Source organism: Streptomyces sp. NPDC053431 (assembly GCF_044544925.1).
In the GTDB taxonomy this organism is placed as follows: Bacteria; Actinomycetota; Actinomycetes; order Streptomycetales; family Streptomycetaceae; genus Streptomyces.
Window position 1 is genome coordinate 383,408 of sequence record NZ_JBITXX010000003.1, and the last position, 15,027, is coordinate 398,434.

Consider the following 15,027-nt stretch of genomic DNA (forward strand, 5'->3'; position numbering starts at 1 on the left):
CGGACTCCCAGGATTCCCATGCACGTACTCATCCTCGGCGGGACGAGCGAGGCCCGCGCCCTGGCCGGGCTGCTCCACCCGCGGGTCCGCGTCACGAGCTCCCTCGCCGGGCGGGTCGCGGCGCCCCGGCTGCCGGCCGGGGAGGTCCGGATCGGCGGCTTCGGCGGGCCGGAGGGGCTCGCCGCCTGGCTGCGGGAGCACGCCGTGGACGCGGTCATCGACGCCACCCATCCCTTCGCCGAGCGGATCAGTTTCAACGCGGCCGCGGCGGCCGCCACCGCCCATGTTCCCCTGCTCGCCCTGCGCCGTCCCGGCTGGGTCCCGGTGGACGGCGACCGGTGGCACGACGTGGCCTCCCTGGCGGAGGCCGCGGCCGCCCTCGACGGCCTCGGCGACCGGGTCTTCCTCACCACCGGCCGCATGGGCCTCGCCACCTTCGCCGACCGCCCCGAATGGTTCCTGGTCCGCTCCGTCGACGCCCCCGAGGCCCCGATGCCGGCCCGCACCGAAGTCCTCCTGGACCGCGGCCCGTTCACCCTCGACGGCGAACGCGCCCTGCTCGCCGCCCACCGCATCGACGTCCTCGTCACCAAGGACAGCGGCGCCGCCGCGACCGCCCCCAAACTCACCGCCGCCCGCGAGGCCGGCATCCCGGTCGTCGTGGTCCGCCGCCCGCCCGTACCGACCGGCGTCCCGACGGCGACGACGGCGGAGGAGGCGGCGGCGTGGGCCGCGGCGCGGGAGCGGGACGGGCGCTGAGCGCGACAGACGCCCGTGCCCGGCCTTGAATGGAGAGATGAGTACCGTTCGACGGTTTGCCGCGGTCGGGTTGGTGGCTCTGCTCGGTGTCGGCGCGCCCCCTGTCGCCGCCGCCGCGCCCGGGCCCTCCCCCTCCCCTTCCCCGCCTCCGCCCCAGCCGCCGCCGCAGCTCGACGACGGGGACGTGAACCGGGCCGTCGCCCGGCTCGACGGGGTGGTGCGGGACGCCATGAGACGCACCGGGGCGCCGGGTGTCGCCGTCGCCGTCGTCCACAAGGGCAAGGTCGTGCACCTGAAGGGGTACGGGGTGCGGAAGGCCGGCGAGAAGGCGGCCGTGGACGTCGACACGGTCTTCCAGCTGGCCTCCGTCTCGAAGCCCATCGCCTCCACGGTCGTCTCCGGAGCCGTGGGCGTCGACGGCTGGACCGAGCCCGTCGCGCCGCACGTGCCGGGCTTCGCCCTCAAGGACCCCTGGGTCACCTCCCACGTGACGGTCGCCGACCTCTTCTCGCACCGCAGCGGCCTCCCGGACCACGCCGGCGACCTCCTGGAGGACCTCGGCTACGACCGGGCGTACATCCTGTCCCACCTGCGCCACGAGCCCCTCACGCCGTTCCGCGCGAGCTACGCCTACACCAACTTCGGCCTCACGGCGGCCGCGGAGGCCGTCGCCGACCAGAAGGGCGTGCCCTGGGAGAAGCTCGCCGAGGACGTCCTCTACAAGCCGGCCGGCATGAACTCCACCAGTTCGCGCTTCGAGGACTTCGTGAAGGCCCCCGACCGGGCCTGGGGGCACGTGAAGGTCGGCGGCGCCTGGAAGCCGGAGTTCGTACGGGACCCGGACGCGCAGTCGCCCGCCGGCGGTGTCAGTTCCACCGCCCGCGACATGGCGACCTGGCTGAAGCTGCAGCTCGCGAACGGCACGCTCGACGGCCGGCGGATCGTCGGGGCGGACGCCCTGGAGCGCACCCACTGGCCCGAGTCGGTGCTCGCCCCGCCGCCCGCGCCGGCCGGCCGCGCCGGCTTCTACGGCCTGGGCTGGAACGTGAGTTACGACGACGAGGGCCGCCTCCGGCTCTCCCACACGGGAGCGTTCGCCGAGGGCGCGCACACCAACGTCACGATGCTGCCCGGCGAGCAGCTCGGCATCGTCGTCCTCACCAACACGTCACCGGTCGGCGTCGCCGACGCCGTCGCCCTCGACTTCTTCGACATCGCCCAGACCGGCCGGATCAGCCGCGACTGGATCCCCCTCGTGGACGCCCTGTACCAGCAGGAGGCGGAGGCGGGCCGGTCGAAGACCGACTACGCGCACCCGCCGGCCGACGCCACGCCCGCGCAGGCCGCCGCCACCTACACCGGCACGTTCGAGAGCCCTTACTACGGGCGGGCGCAGGTCGTCGCCGACCGGAACGGCGCCCTGACCCTCCGTCTGGGACCAAAGCCCCAGTCGTATCCGCTCACCCACTACGACGGCGACACGTTCAGCTTCGAGACCGCCGGCGAGAACGCCGTCGGCCGCACCGGGGTCACCTTCACCCCGGACGGCAAGGCGTTCACCGTCGAGTACCTGAACACCGAGGGGCTGGGCACGTTCACCCGGAGCGGCGGGCAGTCGTGACGCCCGCCGGCCGGGTGGCGGTCGGACCGGGCAGCTCGATCTAGCCGTACCGCCGCGGCGTCCACGCGATCGTCCGGCCGTCCGCCCGCTCCGTGACCCGGGTCTGCGAGGAGCCGATCAGGAGCAGGGTGCGCATGTCGACCTCGGACGGGTCCAGGGTCTTCAGGGTCAGGACCCGGACGGACTGCTCCGGGCCGCCCACGTCGCGGGCGACGACGACGGGGGTGTCGGGGGAGCGGAGTTCGAGGAGGAGGTCGCGGGCGGCGGCCACCTGGTGGGTGCGGGACCGGGAGCCCGGGTTGTAGATGGCGAGCACCAGGTCGGCCTCCGCGGCGGCGCGGACGCGGCGGGCGATGACGTCCCAGGGCTTGAGGCGGTCCGAGAGGGAGATGGTGGCGTAGTCGTGGCCGAGCGGGGCGCCGGCCGCGGCGGCGGCCGCGTTGGCGGCGGTCACGCCCGGCAGGACCCGTACCGGGATGTCGGCGTACGCCGGTTCGGAGGCGACTTCCAGGACCGCCGTCGCCATCGCGAAGACGCCCGGGTCGCCGCCCGACACGACGGCGACGCGGCGGCCGCGGCGGGCCAGGTCGAGGGCGAACTCGGCGCGCTCCGACTCGACCTTGTTGTCCGAGCCGTGGCGGCGCTGGCTCGCCCGCAGGACCGGGACCCGGTCGAGGTAGGTGGTGTAGCCGACGAGGTCGTCGGCGTTGACGAGCGCGCCGCGGGACTCGGGGGTCAGCCAGGGGGCGCCGGCCGGACCGGTGCCGACGACCACGACCTCGCCGGCGGTCTCGCGGGACTCGGGGGCCACGGCGTCGATGCGGGAGGGGAGGACCGCCACCGAGAAGTACGGGACCGAGGAGGGGTCGACGTCGGCCAGGTCCCCCGTGCGCTCGCCCGCCATGAACGCGCGCTCCACGTACCGCGCGTCCTCCAGCCGGCCCGCCCGCTCCAGGGCCCGCCGCACGGTGGGGAAGGTGCGGCCGAGCTTCATCACGACGGCCGAGTCGGTGCCCGCGAGGCGGGCGGTCAGCTCGTCCTCCGGCAGGGTGCCGGGGATGATCGTCAGCACCTCCTCCGCCTCGCACAGCGGCTCGCCGAGGCGGGCCGCGGCGGCGCTCACGGACGTGACGCCGGGGATGACGGTGGTGTCGTAGCGGTGCGCGAGCCGCTTGTGCATGTGCTGGTAGGAGCCGTAGAAGAGCGGGTCGCCCTCGGCGAGGACGGCGACCGTGCGGCCGGCGTCGAGGTGCGCGGCGAGGCGCGCCGCGGCCTCCTCGTAGAAGTCGTCGAGCGCGCCCCGGTAGCCGCCGGGGTGGTCGGTGGTCTCCACCGTGAGCGGGTACATCAGCCGCTCCTCGATGTGGTCCGGCCGGAGGTGCTCGGCCGCGATGGAGCGCGCGATGGACCGGCCGTGCCGCGCCGAGTGGTAGGCGACGACGTCGGCCTCGGCGATGGCCTTCACCGCGGCCACGGTCATCAGGTTCGGGTCGCCGGGCCCGAGGCCCACGCCGTAGAGCTTGCCGGTCACTTCTGGATCTCCGCTTCGTGCGCGAGGGCGTTGAGGGCCGCCGCGGTCATGGCGCTGCCGCCCCGCCGGCCGCGGACGACGAGGTACTCCAGGCCGAGGGTGTTCGCGGCGAGGGCGTCCTTGGACTCGGCGGCGCCGATGAAGCCGACCGGGATGCCGAGGACGGCGGCGGGCCGGCCGGCGCCCTTCGCGATCATCTCCAGGAGGTGGAAGAGGGCGGTGGGCGCGTTGCCGATGGCGACGACGGAGCCCTCCAGACGGTCCCGCCACAGCTCCATCGCCGCGGCCGAACGCGTGGTGCCGAGCTCGGCGGCGAGCGCGGGCACGGCCGGGTCGGACAGGGTGCAGACCACGTCGTTGTCGGCGGGCAGCCGCTTGCGGGTGACTCCGCTGGCGACCATCTGCGCGTCGCACAGGATCGGCGCGCCCGCGCGGAGGGCGGCGCGGGCCGAGGCCACGACACCGGGGGAGTACGCGACGTCCTGGACGAGGTCGGTCATGCCGCAGGCGTGGATCATCCGCACCGCGACGGTGGCGACGTCGGCGGGCAGGCCCGCGAGATCCGCCTCGGCGCGGATCGTGGCAAAGGAGCGGCGGTAGATCTCCGCCCCGTCCTTCTCGTACTCGAACATCCTCTGGCTCTCGCTCATCTCGTCGTGGGCGTGGTGCGGGCCGTGGCGACCGCTTCGGGCAGGGAGGTACGGGGGGTGGGCACGCCGGCCACCAGGTAGGCGCCGTCGCCGGTGGCGAGGACGTCGACCCAGGTGCCGTGCGGGTGGCCGCAGCGGCGTTCGCAGCCGGAGAAGTGCACGGGCAGCGACCCCGCGGGCGCCCGGCGCGCGTCGGCGCGCACGTCGGCGAGGGCCTTGGCGCAGCCGGGCCGCCCGGTGCAGGCGGTGACCCCGGCGCCGGGCGCGTCGGGGCGGGTGATCAGGCCGTGCGCGGCGAGTTCCGGGAGCCGGGCGGGGGCGGTGCGGACGACCACGCCCCGCCAGGGCGTCAGCCGGATCTCGTCGGCGGGCGGCAGCGCGCGCAGCTGGGTGGCGGTCAGCCGGCCGAGGGGGGCGAGGACGTACACCGCGTCGGGTCCGAGCGGGCCCGGGGCGAGCGGCGCGCCCTGCGCCGGCGCACGCTCCGGTGCCCGCTCCGCCGGTACGCCCGCCCGGGCCAGCGCCCCGGACAGGTCCGGCGCGTGGCCGTCGGGCAGTTCCCGTACGCGCCAGGCGCCGGTCCCGGCCGCGGCGGCGGCGTCCAGGAAGGCGAGCGCGGCGGCCAGCGCGGCGCGGGGCGCGTCGGCGGCGGCGACGCGGAGGACCTGGGAGCCGACCCGGAGGTCCGCGCCCCACGGTGCTGCGATCAAGGTCACATCGCCGCCGAGGCCGGCGACGTCGCCGCGCCCGTCGTCGAGGACGAAGAGAAAACGGCCCGAAAGGGACGCGGCCCGGGGCTCCGCGCACAGCAGCGCGTCGAGTGCGCGGACCCACAACTGCACGTCGCCGTGGCCGAGTCCGTCGAGGCCGGCGGCCGGCGAGGCGACGATGTTGCGCACCCGCTCGTGGGTGGCGGAGGGCAGCAGGTCCGCGGCGCCGAGAAGGGCGGCGAGTTCGGCCCCGCAGCCGTCGCGGAGGCCGCGCAGCTCGGTGTTGCCGCGCGAGGTGACGCTGACGCCGCCGTCGCCCAGGGTCTCGGCCGCCGAGGCCAGCAGCTCGATCTGATGTGACGTCAGTCTGCCGCCGGGCAGCCGCAGTCGGGCCAGGAAGCCGTCGGCGGCGGCGTGCAGACGCAACGCCCCCGGGCATGCGTCACCACGGTCCCGTATGAGTGGTTCGCCCCGTTCGGGCGAGCTGTGAGGGGTGGGCGGCATGGCGGCGAGCATACCCACGGCCCCCCGGCCGACCGAGGGCTCCGACAGGGGTGTGATCAGGCCTACTCCGCCGCACGCCCCCACCGCCCGACCCGCACGATCTAGGATGCAGACCGGCATGGGGTCCCAGGGCCCCGGGGAGGAAGCCCGGTGAGAATCCGGCGCGGTCCCGCCACTGTGAGCCGGCCCCGGGCAACCGGGCGCCCGGTGAGTCAGGAACTCCCGCCGTCCACACGACCACCCGGGGCGCGGACAACCCCGAGGAAGGGCCTGAGCTCGCCATGCTCCTGCTGCTGTCGCACTCCGACACCGACCTGCTCAGCGCCCGCGCGGCGAACGCCGCCGACGGCCCGGTCGCCTACCGCTTCGCCAACCCGGCACGGCTGCCCCTCGCCGACCTCCCCGCGCTCCTCGACGGCGCCGAGCTCGTCGTCGTCCGCCTCCTCGGCGGCCTGCGCTCCTGGCAGGAGGGCCTCGACACGGTCCTCGCCGCCGGAAAGCCGGTGGTCGTGCTCAGTGGCGAACAGGCTCCCGACGCCCAGCTGATGGCGACCTCCACCGTCCCGGTCGGCGTCGCCACCGAGGCCCACGCCTACCTGGCGCACGGCGGCCCCGGCAACCTGGAGCAGCTGGCCCGCTTCCTGTCCGACACGGTCCTGCTCACCGGCCACGGCTTCGAGTCCCCGGCGCCCGCCCCCACCTGGGGCCCGCTGGAGCGGACCGCGAAGAACGAGACCGGCCCCACGGTCGCCGTGCTCTACTACCGCGCCCACCACATGAGCGGCAACACCGCCTTCGTCGGCGCCCTGTGCGACGCGATCGAGGCGGCCGGCGGCCGAGCGCGTGCCTTGTACGTGGCGTCCCTGCGCGCCCCGGAGGCGGAGCTCCTCGACGAGCTGCGCGGCGCCGACGCCATCGTCACCACCGTGCTCGCGGCCGGCGGCACCAAGCCCGCCGAGGCGCAGGCCGGCGGCGACGAGGAGGCCTGGGACGCGGGCGCGCTCGCCGCGCTCGACGTGCCGATCCTGCAGGCGCTGTGCCTGACCGGCTCGCGCGCCGCGTGGGAGGAGAACGACGAGGGCCTGTCGCCGCTGGACGCCGCCAGCCAGGTGGCCGTCCCCGAGTTCGACGGGCGGCTGATCACCGTCCCGTTCTCCTTCAAGGAGATCGACGAGGACGGCCTCCCGGCGTACGTCGCCGACGCCGAGCGCGCCGCCCGGGTGGCCGGCATCGCCGTCCGGCACGCCCGGCTGCGGCACATCCCGAACGCCGAGAAGAAGCTGGCGCTGGTCCTCTCCGCGTACCCGACGAAGCACTCCCGGATCGGCAACGCGGTCGGCCTCGACACCCCCGCCTCGGCCGTGGCGCTGCTGCGCAGGCTGCGCGCGGAGGGCTACGACTTCGGCCCGGTCGAGGACATCCCCGGCCTCGTCTCCGGCGACGGCGACGAGCTGATCTACGCCCTCATCGAGGCCGGCGGCCACGACCAGGACTGGCTCACCGAGGAGCAGCTGGCCCGCAACCCCGTCCGCATCCCGGCCGCCGACTACAGGCGCTGGTACGCCGAGCTGCCCGCCGAGCTGCGCGAGCAGGTGGAGGAGCACTGGGGCCCGGCGCCCGGCGAGATGTTCCTCGACCGCTCGCGGGTGGGCCAGGGCGGCGACCCGGACGGCGACATCGTGCTCGGCGCGCTGCGCCGCGGGAACCTGCTGGTCCTCATCCAGCCGCCGCGCGGCTTCGGCGAGAACCCGATCGCGATCTACCACGACCCCGACCTGCCGCCGTCGCACCACTACCTGGCGGCCTACCGCTGGATCGCCGCCCGCACCGAGGACGGCGGCTTCGGCGCGGACGCGATGGTCCACCTGGGCAAGCACGGCAACCTGGAGTGGCTGCCCGGCAAGAACGCGGGCCTGTCCGCCGCGTGCGGACCGGACGCGGCCCTCGGCGACCTCCCGCTGGTCTACCCGTTCCTGGTCAACGACCCGGGCGAGGGCACCCAGGCCAAGCGCCGCGTGCACGCGACCCTCGTCGACCACCTGGTGCCGCCGATGGCCCGCGCCGACTCGTACGGCGACATCGCCCGACTGGAGCAGCTGCTCGACGAGTACGCGCAGATCAGCAGCATGGACCCGGCGAAGCTGCCGGCGATCCGCGCCCAGATCTGGACGCTGATCCAGGCCGCGAAGCTCGACCACGACCTGGGCATGGACGACCGCCCGGACGACGACGGCTTCGACGACTTCCTGCTGCACGTCGACGGCTGGCTGTGCGAGGTCAAGGACGCCCAGATCCGCGACGGTCTGCACGTCCTCGGCGGCGCCCCGACCGGCCCCGAGCGGGTCAATTTGGTGCTGTCGATCCTGCGCGCCCGCCAGATCTGGGGCGGCACGCAGGCCCTGCCCGGCCTGCGCGAGGCCCTCGGCCTGGACGAGTCGGCCGCGACCCGCACCACCGCCGACGAGGCGGAGGCGAAGGCCCGCGAGCTGGTCGAGGGCATGGAGGCCGCCGACTGGTCCGCGGACGCGATCGCAACCGTGGCCGACGGGTACGGCGACGAGGTGCACGCCGTGCTGCGCTTCGCCTGCGAGCAGGTCGTGCCGCGGCTCGCCGCGACCACCGACGAGCTCGACCACGCCGTCCACGCGCTGAACGGCGGCTTCGTGCCGGCCGGCCCGTCCGGCTCGCCGCTGCGCGGTCTGGTCAACGTGCTGCCGACCGGCCGCAACTTCTACTCCGTCGACCCGAAGGCCGTGCCGTCCCGCCTCGCGTGGGAGACCGGCCAGGCCCTCGCCGACTCGCTGCTCACCCGCTACCGCGACGACAACGGCGAGTGGCCCACCTCGGTCGGCCTCTCCCTGTGGGGCACGAGCGCGATGCGCACCGCGGGTGACGACGTCGCCGAGGCCCTCGCGCTGCTCGGCGTCCGCCCGCTGTGGGACGACGCCTCGCGCCGCGTGAACGGCCTGGAGCCGATCCCGGTGGCCGAGCTCGGGCGCCCGCGCATCGATGTGACGCTGCGCATCTCCGGTTTCTTCCGGGACGCGTTCCCGCACGTCATCGGGCTGCTCGACGACGCCGTACGGCTGGTCGCGGGCCTGGACGAGCCGGCCGAGGACAACCACGTCCGCGCCCACGCGCAGGCCGACCTGGCCGAGCACGGCGACGAGCGCCGCGCCACCACCCGCATCTTCGGCTCCCGCCCGGGCACCTACGGCGCGGGTCTGCTGCAGCTGATCGACTCGCGCGACTGGCGCACCGACGCCGACCTGGCCGAGGTGTACACGGTGTGGGGCGGGTACGCGTACGGCCGCGGGCTCGAAGGGCGCCCGGCGCGCGCCGAGATGGAGACGGCGTACAAGCGGATCGCGGTCGCGGCGAAGAACACCGACACCCGCGAGCACGACATCGCCGACTCGGACGACTACTTCCAGTACCACGGCGGCATGGTGGCCACCGTCCGCGCGCTGCGCGGCACGGCCCCGGAGGCGTACATCGGCGACTCCACCCGCCCGGAGACCGTCCGCACCCGCACCCTCGTCGAGGAGACCTCGCGCGTCTTCCGCGCCCGCGTGGTCAACCCGCGCTGGATCGAGGCGATGCGCCGCCACGGCTACAAGGGCGCCTTCGAGCTGGCGGCGACGGTCGACTACCTCTTCGGCTACGACGCCACGACGGGTGTCGTCGCCGACTGGATGTACGACAAGCTCACCGAGGCGTACGTCCTCGACCCGGAGAACCAGGCCTTCCTGAAGCAGGCCAACCCCTGGGCCCTGCACGGCATCGCCGAGCGCCTCCTGGAGGCCGAGTCCCGCGGCATGTGGGAGAAGCCGGACCCGGAGACGCTCGCGGCGCTGCGGCAGGTCTTCCTGGAGACCGAGGGCGACCTGGAGGGCGGCGACGACGCCTGAGCTACGATCCCGGCCGCACGTCTGTGCGGATCGAGAACGTGACCAGGGCGGGGTGGTGGGCATGCGGGCCCGCGGAGCTGTGACGACGGCGGTGGCGGTGCTGGGCCTGGGCCTGGCCCTGGGGGCCTGCTCGGGCCCGGACGGCGCGGGTACGGCCCCGAAGCCCGGTGCCCGGCCGTCCTCTCCGGCCACGCCCGGCCCGGGGGCGACGCCGTCGGCCACGCCTTCCGCGGCGGCGAAGCCGACGCCGTCCCCGGCTCCCGCCACCGCGACCCCGTCACGGGGCGGCTCGCCGAAGCCGTCCCGGTCGGCGGCGGGCGCGGGGACGTGGAAGAAGAAGACGCTGGAGCCGCAGAACCCCTACGCCGGACCGAACCCGCCGCCGGCTCCGGACCGCCCCGCGCCGCCGCCGTACACGCCCCCGCCCGGGTACACGCCGGGTGACCCCGTCGTCGTCGTTCCCGTGCCCACCCTCGACGCCCCGACGTTCACGCCGGACACGGTGCGCTGACCCAGGGCCCGAGCTCCAGGCGCCGTCCGGGGAAGCCCGCCCGCAGCCGCCGGTCGTGGCTGACGACGACCAGGGTGCCCGGGTAGCCCGCCAGGGCCGCCTCCAGTTCCTCCACCAGGCCCGGGGACAGGTGGTTCGTGGGTTCGTCGAGGAGGAGCAGGTCGGCGGGCCGGGTCACCAGCCGGGCGAGCTCCAGCCTGCGGCGCTGCCCGGCCGACAGGTACCGCACCGGGACGGTCAGGTCGCGGGCGGCGAAGAGCCCGAGCGCGAGCAGCTCCTCCTCCCGGCCCGTCCCGAAGGCCTCCGCCACCGTACGGGGGTCGGTGGGCGGCGCGGTGTCCTGGCGCAGCAGCCCGACCCGGTCCGGGACCTTCACGGTGCCGGCGTCCGGGGTGATCTCGCCCGCCAGGACCCGCAACAGGGTCGTCTTGCCGGCCCCGTTCGGGCCGGTGACCAGGAGCCGTTCGCCGGGCTCCAGGCGCAGGGCGTCGAGCCGGAGCCGCCCGTCGACGCGCACGTCCGTGAGGTCGACGGGGGCCGGCTCGCCCGCTATCCGGGCGGCGAACCGCAGCGGCTCGGGCGGCCTGGGCACCGGGCGCTCGGCGAGCTCCCGGAGCCGGGTCCGGGCGGCCCGGATGCGGCTCGCCGCCCCGTGCGCCCGTGACCGGGCCCGGAAGGCGCCGGCGCCGCTGAACGCGGCAGGGGCCTTGCGCGGGATGCGGGAGAAGCGGTCGACGGTGCTGTCGGCGATGCCCGCGTACCGGCTCCGCTCGGCCTGCCACTCCTCGTACTCCCGCTCCCGGCGGGCCCGTTCGGCCGCCCGGCCGGCCAGGTAGCCGGCGTAGCCGTTGCCGTACCGCCGGACCGTCCGGGTCTCGTGGTCCACCTCCAGGACGGCGGTGGTGACCCGGTCGAGGAAGGCCCGGTCGTGGGTGACGGCGACGACCGTGCCCCGGTGGGCGCGCAGCCGCTCCTCCAGCCAGCCGACGGCCTCGTCGTCGAGGTCGTTGGTGGGCTCGTCGAGGAGCAGCAGTTCGGGGTCGGCGGCGAGGGTCGCGGCGAGCGCGAGCCGGGAACGCCGGCCGCCGGAGAGGGTGCCGAGCGGGCGGTCCCGGTCGAGCGGCGCGCGCTCGCCGAGCCGCCGGAGCACGGTCTCCACGCGCCGGTCGGCGCCCTCGCCGCCGCGGGCCTCGTAGGCGGCGAGCAGCTCGGCGTACCCGTCGAGGTCGCCGGTCGCGGCGAGCGCGGCCTCGGCCTCCCGGATGCGCCGCTCCAGTTCCCGTACGCCGGCGAGCGCCCGGTCGACCGCGTCGCCGACCGTGGCGGTGCCGGGCAGGTCCAGGGCCTGGGCGAGGTGGCCGACGCCACCGGGGGACTCGACGGTGACGGTGCCGTGGTCGGGGCGTTCGGCGCCGGCGAGGAGTCGCAGGAGCGTGGACTTCCCGGAGCCGTTGTCGCCGACGACGCCGAGGCGTTCGCCGGCCTGGACGGTGAGCGAGACCCGGTCGAGGACGAGCCGGTCGTGGACGTACCGGTCGTCGAAGCGCCGGGTGACGTCGGTGAGTCGGACATGGAACAAGGGCGACCTCCTCGGGAGCACGAGATCAGGGGGACGAGACGTCTCGTCTCGTTATGCGGCCACCGTACGCCTCCGACGGGTACCTCGCAAGACGTTTCGTCTCGCCTGGGGGCGCCCGGCGCGCCCGCGGTTCAGCTCACCGGCCCGCCCTCCGCTCAGCTCACCGGCGCGCCAGCGGTTCAGCCCACCGGCACGCCCGCCGCGCAGCTCACCGGCCCGCGGCTCAGCTCACCGGCGCGCCCAGGCGCACGTTCCAGCGCCCCGACCGGCCCGACAGCTCGACGCGCTCCAGCGGGCGCACGTCGAGGCGCCAGAAGACCGCCTCCGGCGCGCCGAGGGCGTGGGCGACGGCCGCGCGGACCACGTCCGGCTCCGTGAACGCGAGGACGGTGCCCGGCTCCAGGGCGTCCATCCAGGCGGCGACCCGGGCGCGCAGCTCGCGCAGCGACTCGCCGCCGTGCGGGGCGGCCGCGGGATCGGAGAGCCAGGCGGCCACCGACTCCGGTTCCTCGGTGGTGAGTTCGTCCAGGCCACGGCCCCGCCACCGGCCCATCGCGCAACCCGCGAGCGCCGGTTCGGCGGGCACCTCGGTGAGGCCGAGGACCCCGGCCGTCCCCTCGCACCGGGCGGACGGCGAACGGACCAGGCGCACCCGGGGCGCCGGGCACAGCGGGTCGAACCGCTTGTCGCGCAGGGGCTCCAGCGGTCCGTCGTCGTCGAACCGCGCCTCGCGCAGTGCCCTGTTCATGGCGGGCGCGATCAGGGAGAGGTGCACGGTCATGGGTGATACATCCCTCAGCGTTCCGGGCGGTCTTGGCGTGTTGTGATCGGCGCGGTACCGTCAGTCGACATTTCCATATGAACGACGACGGCGAGACGGAAGTCCGGTGAGAGTCCGGCACGGTCGCGCCACTGTGAGCCGTCCCCAGCCCGTGGACGGTGAGTCAGACCCGACGACCGTCGTCGCGCACCACCGTATGGGACGCGAGTTCCCGAGGAGGTTCCACCATGGCCGAGGCCATTGCGTCGCCCGCCGTTCCGTCCACCCCCGCCGTCACGGTCCCGGTCACGCTGCCGGTCCGTGCCGTGCTTCCCTGGGCGGCGTTCGCCGGCATCCTGATGCTCGTCGCGCTCTACTTCGTCGGCGCGGAGCAGGGTGCCCTGTCCGTGTTCGCGGGCAGCGACGTGCACGAGTGGGTGCACGACGGGCGCCACCTGCTCGGTTTCCCCTGCCACTGAGGGGTCACCGCGCACATGTCGTCCCCCGCCAACGTCCCCACCGCGCCCACGGGCACGCTCGTGGGGCGACTCCTGGTCCGCGGCCTGCTCGCGGGCCTGATCGCCGGACTGTTCGCCTTCGCCGTCGCCTACGTCGCCGGTGAGCCGTCCGTCAACGCCTCGATCGCCGTCGAGGAGGCCGCCGCCAAGGCCGAGCCGGCGGCGCACGACCACGGCCACGACCACGGCGCGAACGGAGCGGCCACCCAGGCCGATTCCGAGGAGGAGATCGTCAGCCGGGACCTGCAGTCCACCGCGGGTCTCGCCACCGGCGTACTCGTCTACGGCGTGGCCCTCGGCGGGATCGCGTCCCTGGCGTTCTGCTTCGTCCTGGGCCGGGTCGGCCGGTTCACCCCGAAGGCCACCGCGGCGCTCGTCGCGGCGGCGGCCTTCACCACGGTCTACCTGGTGCCGTTCCTGAAGTACCCGGCGACCCCTCCGGCCGTCGGCAACCCGGACACCATCGGGAAGCGCACCACGCTCTTCTTCCTGATGATCCTGCTGAGCGTGCTGCTCGGCATCGCCGCGGTCGTCGCGGGCCGCCGGCTCGCGCCGCGCCTCGGCAACTGGAACGCCACCGTCGTCGCGGGCCTCGGCTTCGTCGCCGTGGTCGGGATCGCCTGCGCGTTCCTGCCCGGCAACGAGGACGCGGTGGCCGGCACCTTCCCGGCCGCCGTGCTGTGGGAGTTCCGGCTCGCGACCCTGGGCATCCAGGCCGCCCTGTGGGTGGCCTTCGGACTCGCCTTCGGGCTGCTCGCGGAACGGCTGCTCGCACCGCCCGCCCGGGCGGCGCAGGCGGCCCAGGCGCCCGCCCCGGCCGCCTGACCCCGCGCCGTGACACGACGACCGGCCCCGTACACCGCTGAGGCGTACGGGGCCGGTCGTTTCGGTCCGGAGCAGTAGCCGGTGCAGGAGCAGGAGCGGGAGCAGGCGCCGGAGCCCGAGCCGGAGCCCCAGCCGGAGCCCGAGCCGGGTCGGAGCCGGGGCCCGAGCCGGAGCAGGCGGCTACGCGAGCTCGCGCACCGGGGCGCCGCTCAGGAAGGCCTCGATGTCCTCGACGGCCTGCCCGAAGTAGCGGGCGTAGTTGTCCTCCGTCACATACCCCAGGTGCGGCAGCGCGAGCACGTTCGGCAGGGTGCGCAGCGGGTCGTCGGCGGGCAGCGGCTCGGTCTCGTACACGTCCAGGCCCGCCCCCGCGATCCCGCCCTCGCGCAGCACCCGCACCAGCGCCGGACCGTCGACCAGACCCGCCCGCGAGGTGTTGACCAGATACGCGCCCGGGCGCATCGCCCGCAGCTCCGGCTCCCCGAGCAGGCCGCGGGTGCGGTCGGAGAGCACCAGGTGGAGGGAGACGACGTCGGCGGCGCCGAGCAGCTCGTGGAGCGAGGCCGCCCGGCGTACCCCGTGCCCGGCCGCGCGCTCGTCGGTGAGGTTCGGGCTCCAGGCGGTCACGTCCATGCCGAAGGCCTGCCCGATCCGCGCCACCCGGCCGCCGATCCTGCCGAGCCCGACGAGACCGAGGGTGCGGCCCGCCAGGTCCGTGCCGACCGTCGACTGCCACGGCCCGCCGTCCCGCATCGCCCGGCTCTCCGTGTGCACCTGCCGGGCGAGTCCCAGGATCAGGGCCCAGGTCAGCTCCGTGGGCGGTACGGAACTGCTGTCCGTGCCGCAGACGGTGACGCCCCGTGCGCGGGCCGCCGCCAGGTCGATCGAGGCGTTGCGCATCCCCGAGGTGATCAGCAGCCGCAGCCGCGGCAGCCGGGCGAGCAGCGCGGCGTCGACCGGGGTCCGCTCCCGCATGACGACGAGGATCTCGCAGTCCTCCACGGCGCCGACGAGCGCGTCGCGGTCGGTGAGGTGCTCCCGCAGGACGCGCACCTCCACCCGGCCGTCCAGCGGGCCCCAGTCGGCACGGGAGAGGGCGACGCCCTGGTAGTCGTCGAGGATCGCGCAACGCAGCTTCATGGACCGCA

General features: G+C 75.3%; 12 protein-coding genes and 2 riboswitches. Of the genes, 6 read left to right on the forward strand and 6 right to left on the reverse strand.

Translation table 11 applies throughout. The annotated features are described in order from the left end of the window. The first annotated feature begins 18 nt into the window (after nt 1–18). Together ACIGXE_RS11220 and ACIGXE_RS11225 are read left to right on the forward strand one after the other, a co-directional pair. On the forward strand, nt 19–759 hold the full coding sequence (locus tag ACIGXE_RS11220) for a cobalt-precorrin-6A reductase (protein ID WP_399745818.1): 741 nt from the start codon (nt 19–21) through the stop codon (nt 757–759). A 37-nt stretch (nt 760–796) separates the two neighbouring features. Next, nucleotides 797–2,380, forward strand: a complete 1,584-nt coding sequence (locus tag ACIGXE_RS11225; protein ID WP_399745820.1) for a serine hydrolase — start codon at nt 797–799, stop codon at nt 2,378–2,380. Nucleotides 2,381–2,420: 40 nt separating this feature from the next. Here ACIGXE_RS11225 and cobJ read toward each other — a convergent pair whose 3' ends face one another. Genes cobJ through ACIGXE_RS11240 form a run of 3 tightly spaced genes read right to left on the reverse strand, consistent with a single transcriptional unit; the run spans nt 2,421 to nt 5,787 of the window. Further along, complete coding sequence (gene cobJ / locus ACIGXE_RS11230; protein ID WP_399746349.1) at nt 2,421–3,860, reverse strand: precorrin-3B C(17)-methyltransferase; 1,440 nt, start codon at nt 3,858–3,860, stop codon at nt 2,421–2,423. Nucleotides 3,861–3,907: 47 nt separating this feature from the next. Next, nucleotides 3,908–4,561: a precorrin-8X methylmutase gene (locus ACIGXE_RS11235; RefSeq protein ID WP_399745822.1), complete on the reverse strand. Its 654-nt coding sequence runs from the start codon at nt 4,559–4,561 to the stop codon at nt 3,908–3,910. Beyond that, complete coding sequence (locus ACIGXE_RS11240; protein ID WP_399746351.1) at nt 4,558–5,787, reverse strand: cobalamin biosynthesis protein CobG; 1,230 nt, start codon at nt 5,785–5,787, stop codon at nt 4,558–4,560. Before ACIGXE_RS11240 ends, ACIGXE_RS11235 begins: the two co-directional genes overlap by 4 nt. A 127-nt stretch (nt 5,788–5,914) precedes the next feature. After that, a riboswitch (cobalamin riboswitch) is annotated at nt 5,915–5,997 on the forward strand. Nucleotides 5,998–6,056: 59 nt separating this feature from the next. On the opposite strand from ACIGXE_RS11240, the gene cobN reads away from it, so the two are divergent. Both cobN and ACIGXE_RS11250 read left to right on the forward strand, forming a co-directional pair. Further along, entirely contained in the window at nt 6,057–9,686 is a 3,630-nt protein-coding gene (cobN, locus tag ACIGXE_RS11245) for a cobaltochelatase subunit CobN (RefSeq protein ID WP_399745824.1), read from the forward strand. 79 nt (nt 9,687–9,765) lie between these two features. Beyond that, nucleotides 9,766–10,197 carry a hypothetical protein gene (locus ACIGXE_RS11250; protein WP_399745826.1) on the forward strand — a complete coding sequence of 144 codons (432 nt, stop codon included), beginning with the start codon at nt 9,766–9,768 and terminating at the stop codon, nt 10,195–10,197. On the opposite strand, the gene abc-f is transcribed toward ACIGXE_RS11250, so the two are convergent. Both abc-f and ACIGXE_RS11260 read right to left on the reverse strand, forming a co-directional pair. Next, entirely contained in the window at nt 10,175–11,776 is a 1,602-nt protein-coding gene (gene abc-f / locus ACIGXE_RS11255) for a ribosomal protection-like ABC-F family protein (RefSeq protein ID WP_399745828.1), read from the reverse strand. The two genes, ACIGXE_RS11250 and abc-f, sit on opposite strands and share 23 nt — an antisense overlap. A 223-nt stretch (nt 11,777–11,999) precedes the next feature. Then, nucleotides 12,000–12,557 (reverse strand): histidine phosphatase family protein, encoded by a 558-nt coding sequence (locus tag ACIGXE_RS11260; protein ID WP_399745830.1) that lies wholly within the window; start codon nt 12,555–12,557, stop codon nt 12,000–12,002. A gap of 51 nt (nt 12,558–12,608) precedes the next feature. Beyond that, a riboswitch (cobalamin riboswitch) is annotated at nt 12,609–12,749 on the forward strand. A gap of 35 nt (nt 12,750–12,784) precedes the next feature. On the opposite strand from ACIGXE_RS11260, the gene ACIGXE_RS11265 reads away from it, so the two are divergent. Both ACIGXE_RS11265 and ACIGXE_RS11270 read left to right on the forward strand, forming a co-directional pair. After that, nucleotides 12,785–13,015 (forward strand): CbtB-domain containing protein, encoded by a 231-nt coding sequence (locus tag ACIGXE_RS11265; protein WP_399745832.1) that lies wholly within the window; start codon nt 12,785–12,787, stop codon nt 13,013–13,015. 15 nt (nt 13,016–13,030) lie between these two features. After that, nucleotides 13,031–13,879 (forward strand): CbtA family protein, encoded by an 849-nt coding sequence (locus tag ACIGXE_RS11270; RefSeq protein WP_399745834.1) that lies wholly within the window; start codon nt 13,031–13,033, stop codon nt 13,877–13,879. A gap of 180 nt (nt 13,880–14,059) precedes the next feature. Here ACIGXE_RS11270 and ACIGXE_RS11275 read toward each other — a convergent pair whose 3' ends face one another. Then, the gene (locus ACIGXE_RS11275) at nt 14,060–15,019 is read right to left on the reverse strand and encodes a D-2-hydroxyacid dehydrogenase family protein (RefSeq protein WP_399745836.1); all 960 of its coding nucleotides are present in this window, start codon (nt 15,017–15,019) and stop codon (nt 14,060–14,062) included. Nucleotides 15,020–15,027 lie beyond the last annotated feature (8 nt).

Excerpts from the sequence above, each read along its gene's own strand:
- cobN (WP_399745824.1), top strand. The coding sequence starts at position 6,057 with ATGCTCCTGCTGCTGTCGCACTCCGACACCGACCTGCTCAGCGCCCGC.
- ACIGXE_RS11220 (WP_399745818.1), top strand. The coding sequence starts at position 19 with ATGCACGTACTCATCCTCGGCGGGACGAGCGAGGCCCGCGCCCTGGCC.
- ACIGXE_RS11260 (WP_399745830.1), bottom strand. The coding sequence starts at position 12,557 with ATGACCGTGCACCTCTCCCTGATCGCGCCCGCCATGAACAGGGCACTG.
- ACIGXE_RS11235 (WP_399745822.1), bottom strand. The coding sequence starts at position 4,561 with ATGAGCGAGAGCCAGAGGATGTTCGAGTACGAGAAGGACGGGGCGGAG.
- cobJ (WP_399746349.1), bottom strand. The coding sequence starts at position 3,860 with ATGACCGTGGCCGCGGTGAAGGCCATCGCCGAGGCCGACGTCGTCGCC.
- ACIGXE_RS11275 (WP_399745836.1), bottom strand. The coding sequence starts at position 15,019 with ATGAAGCTGCGTTGCGCGATCCTCGACGACTACCAGGGCGTCGCCCTC.
- ACIGXE_RS11225 (WP_399745820.1), top strand. The coding sequence starts at position 797 with ATGAGTACCGTTCGACGGTTTGCCGCGGTCGGGTTGGTGGCTCTGCTC.
- ACIGXE_RS11240 (WP_399746351.1), bottom strand. The coding sequence starts at position 5,787 with ATGCTCGCCGCCATGCCGCCCACCCCTCACAGCTCGCCCGAACGGGGC.
- ACIGXE_RS11265 (WP_399745832.1), top strand. The coding sequence starts at position 12,785 with ATGGCCGAGGCCATTGCGTCGCCCGCCGTTCCGTCCACCCCCGCCGTC.
- ACIGXE_RS11270 (WP_399745834.1), top strand. The coding sequence starts at position 13,031 with ATGTCGTCCCCCGCCAACGTCCCCACCGCGCCCACGGGCACGCTCGTG.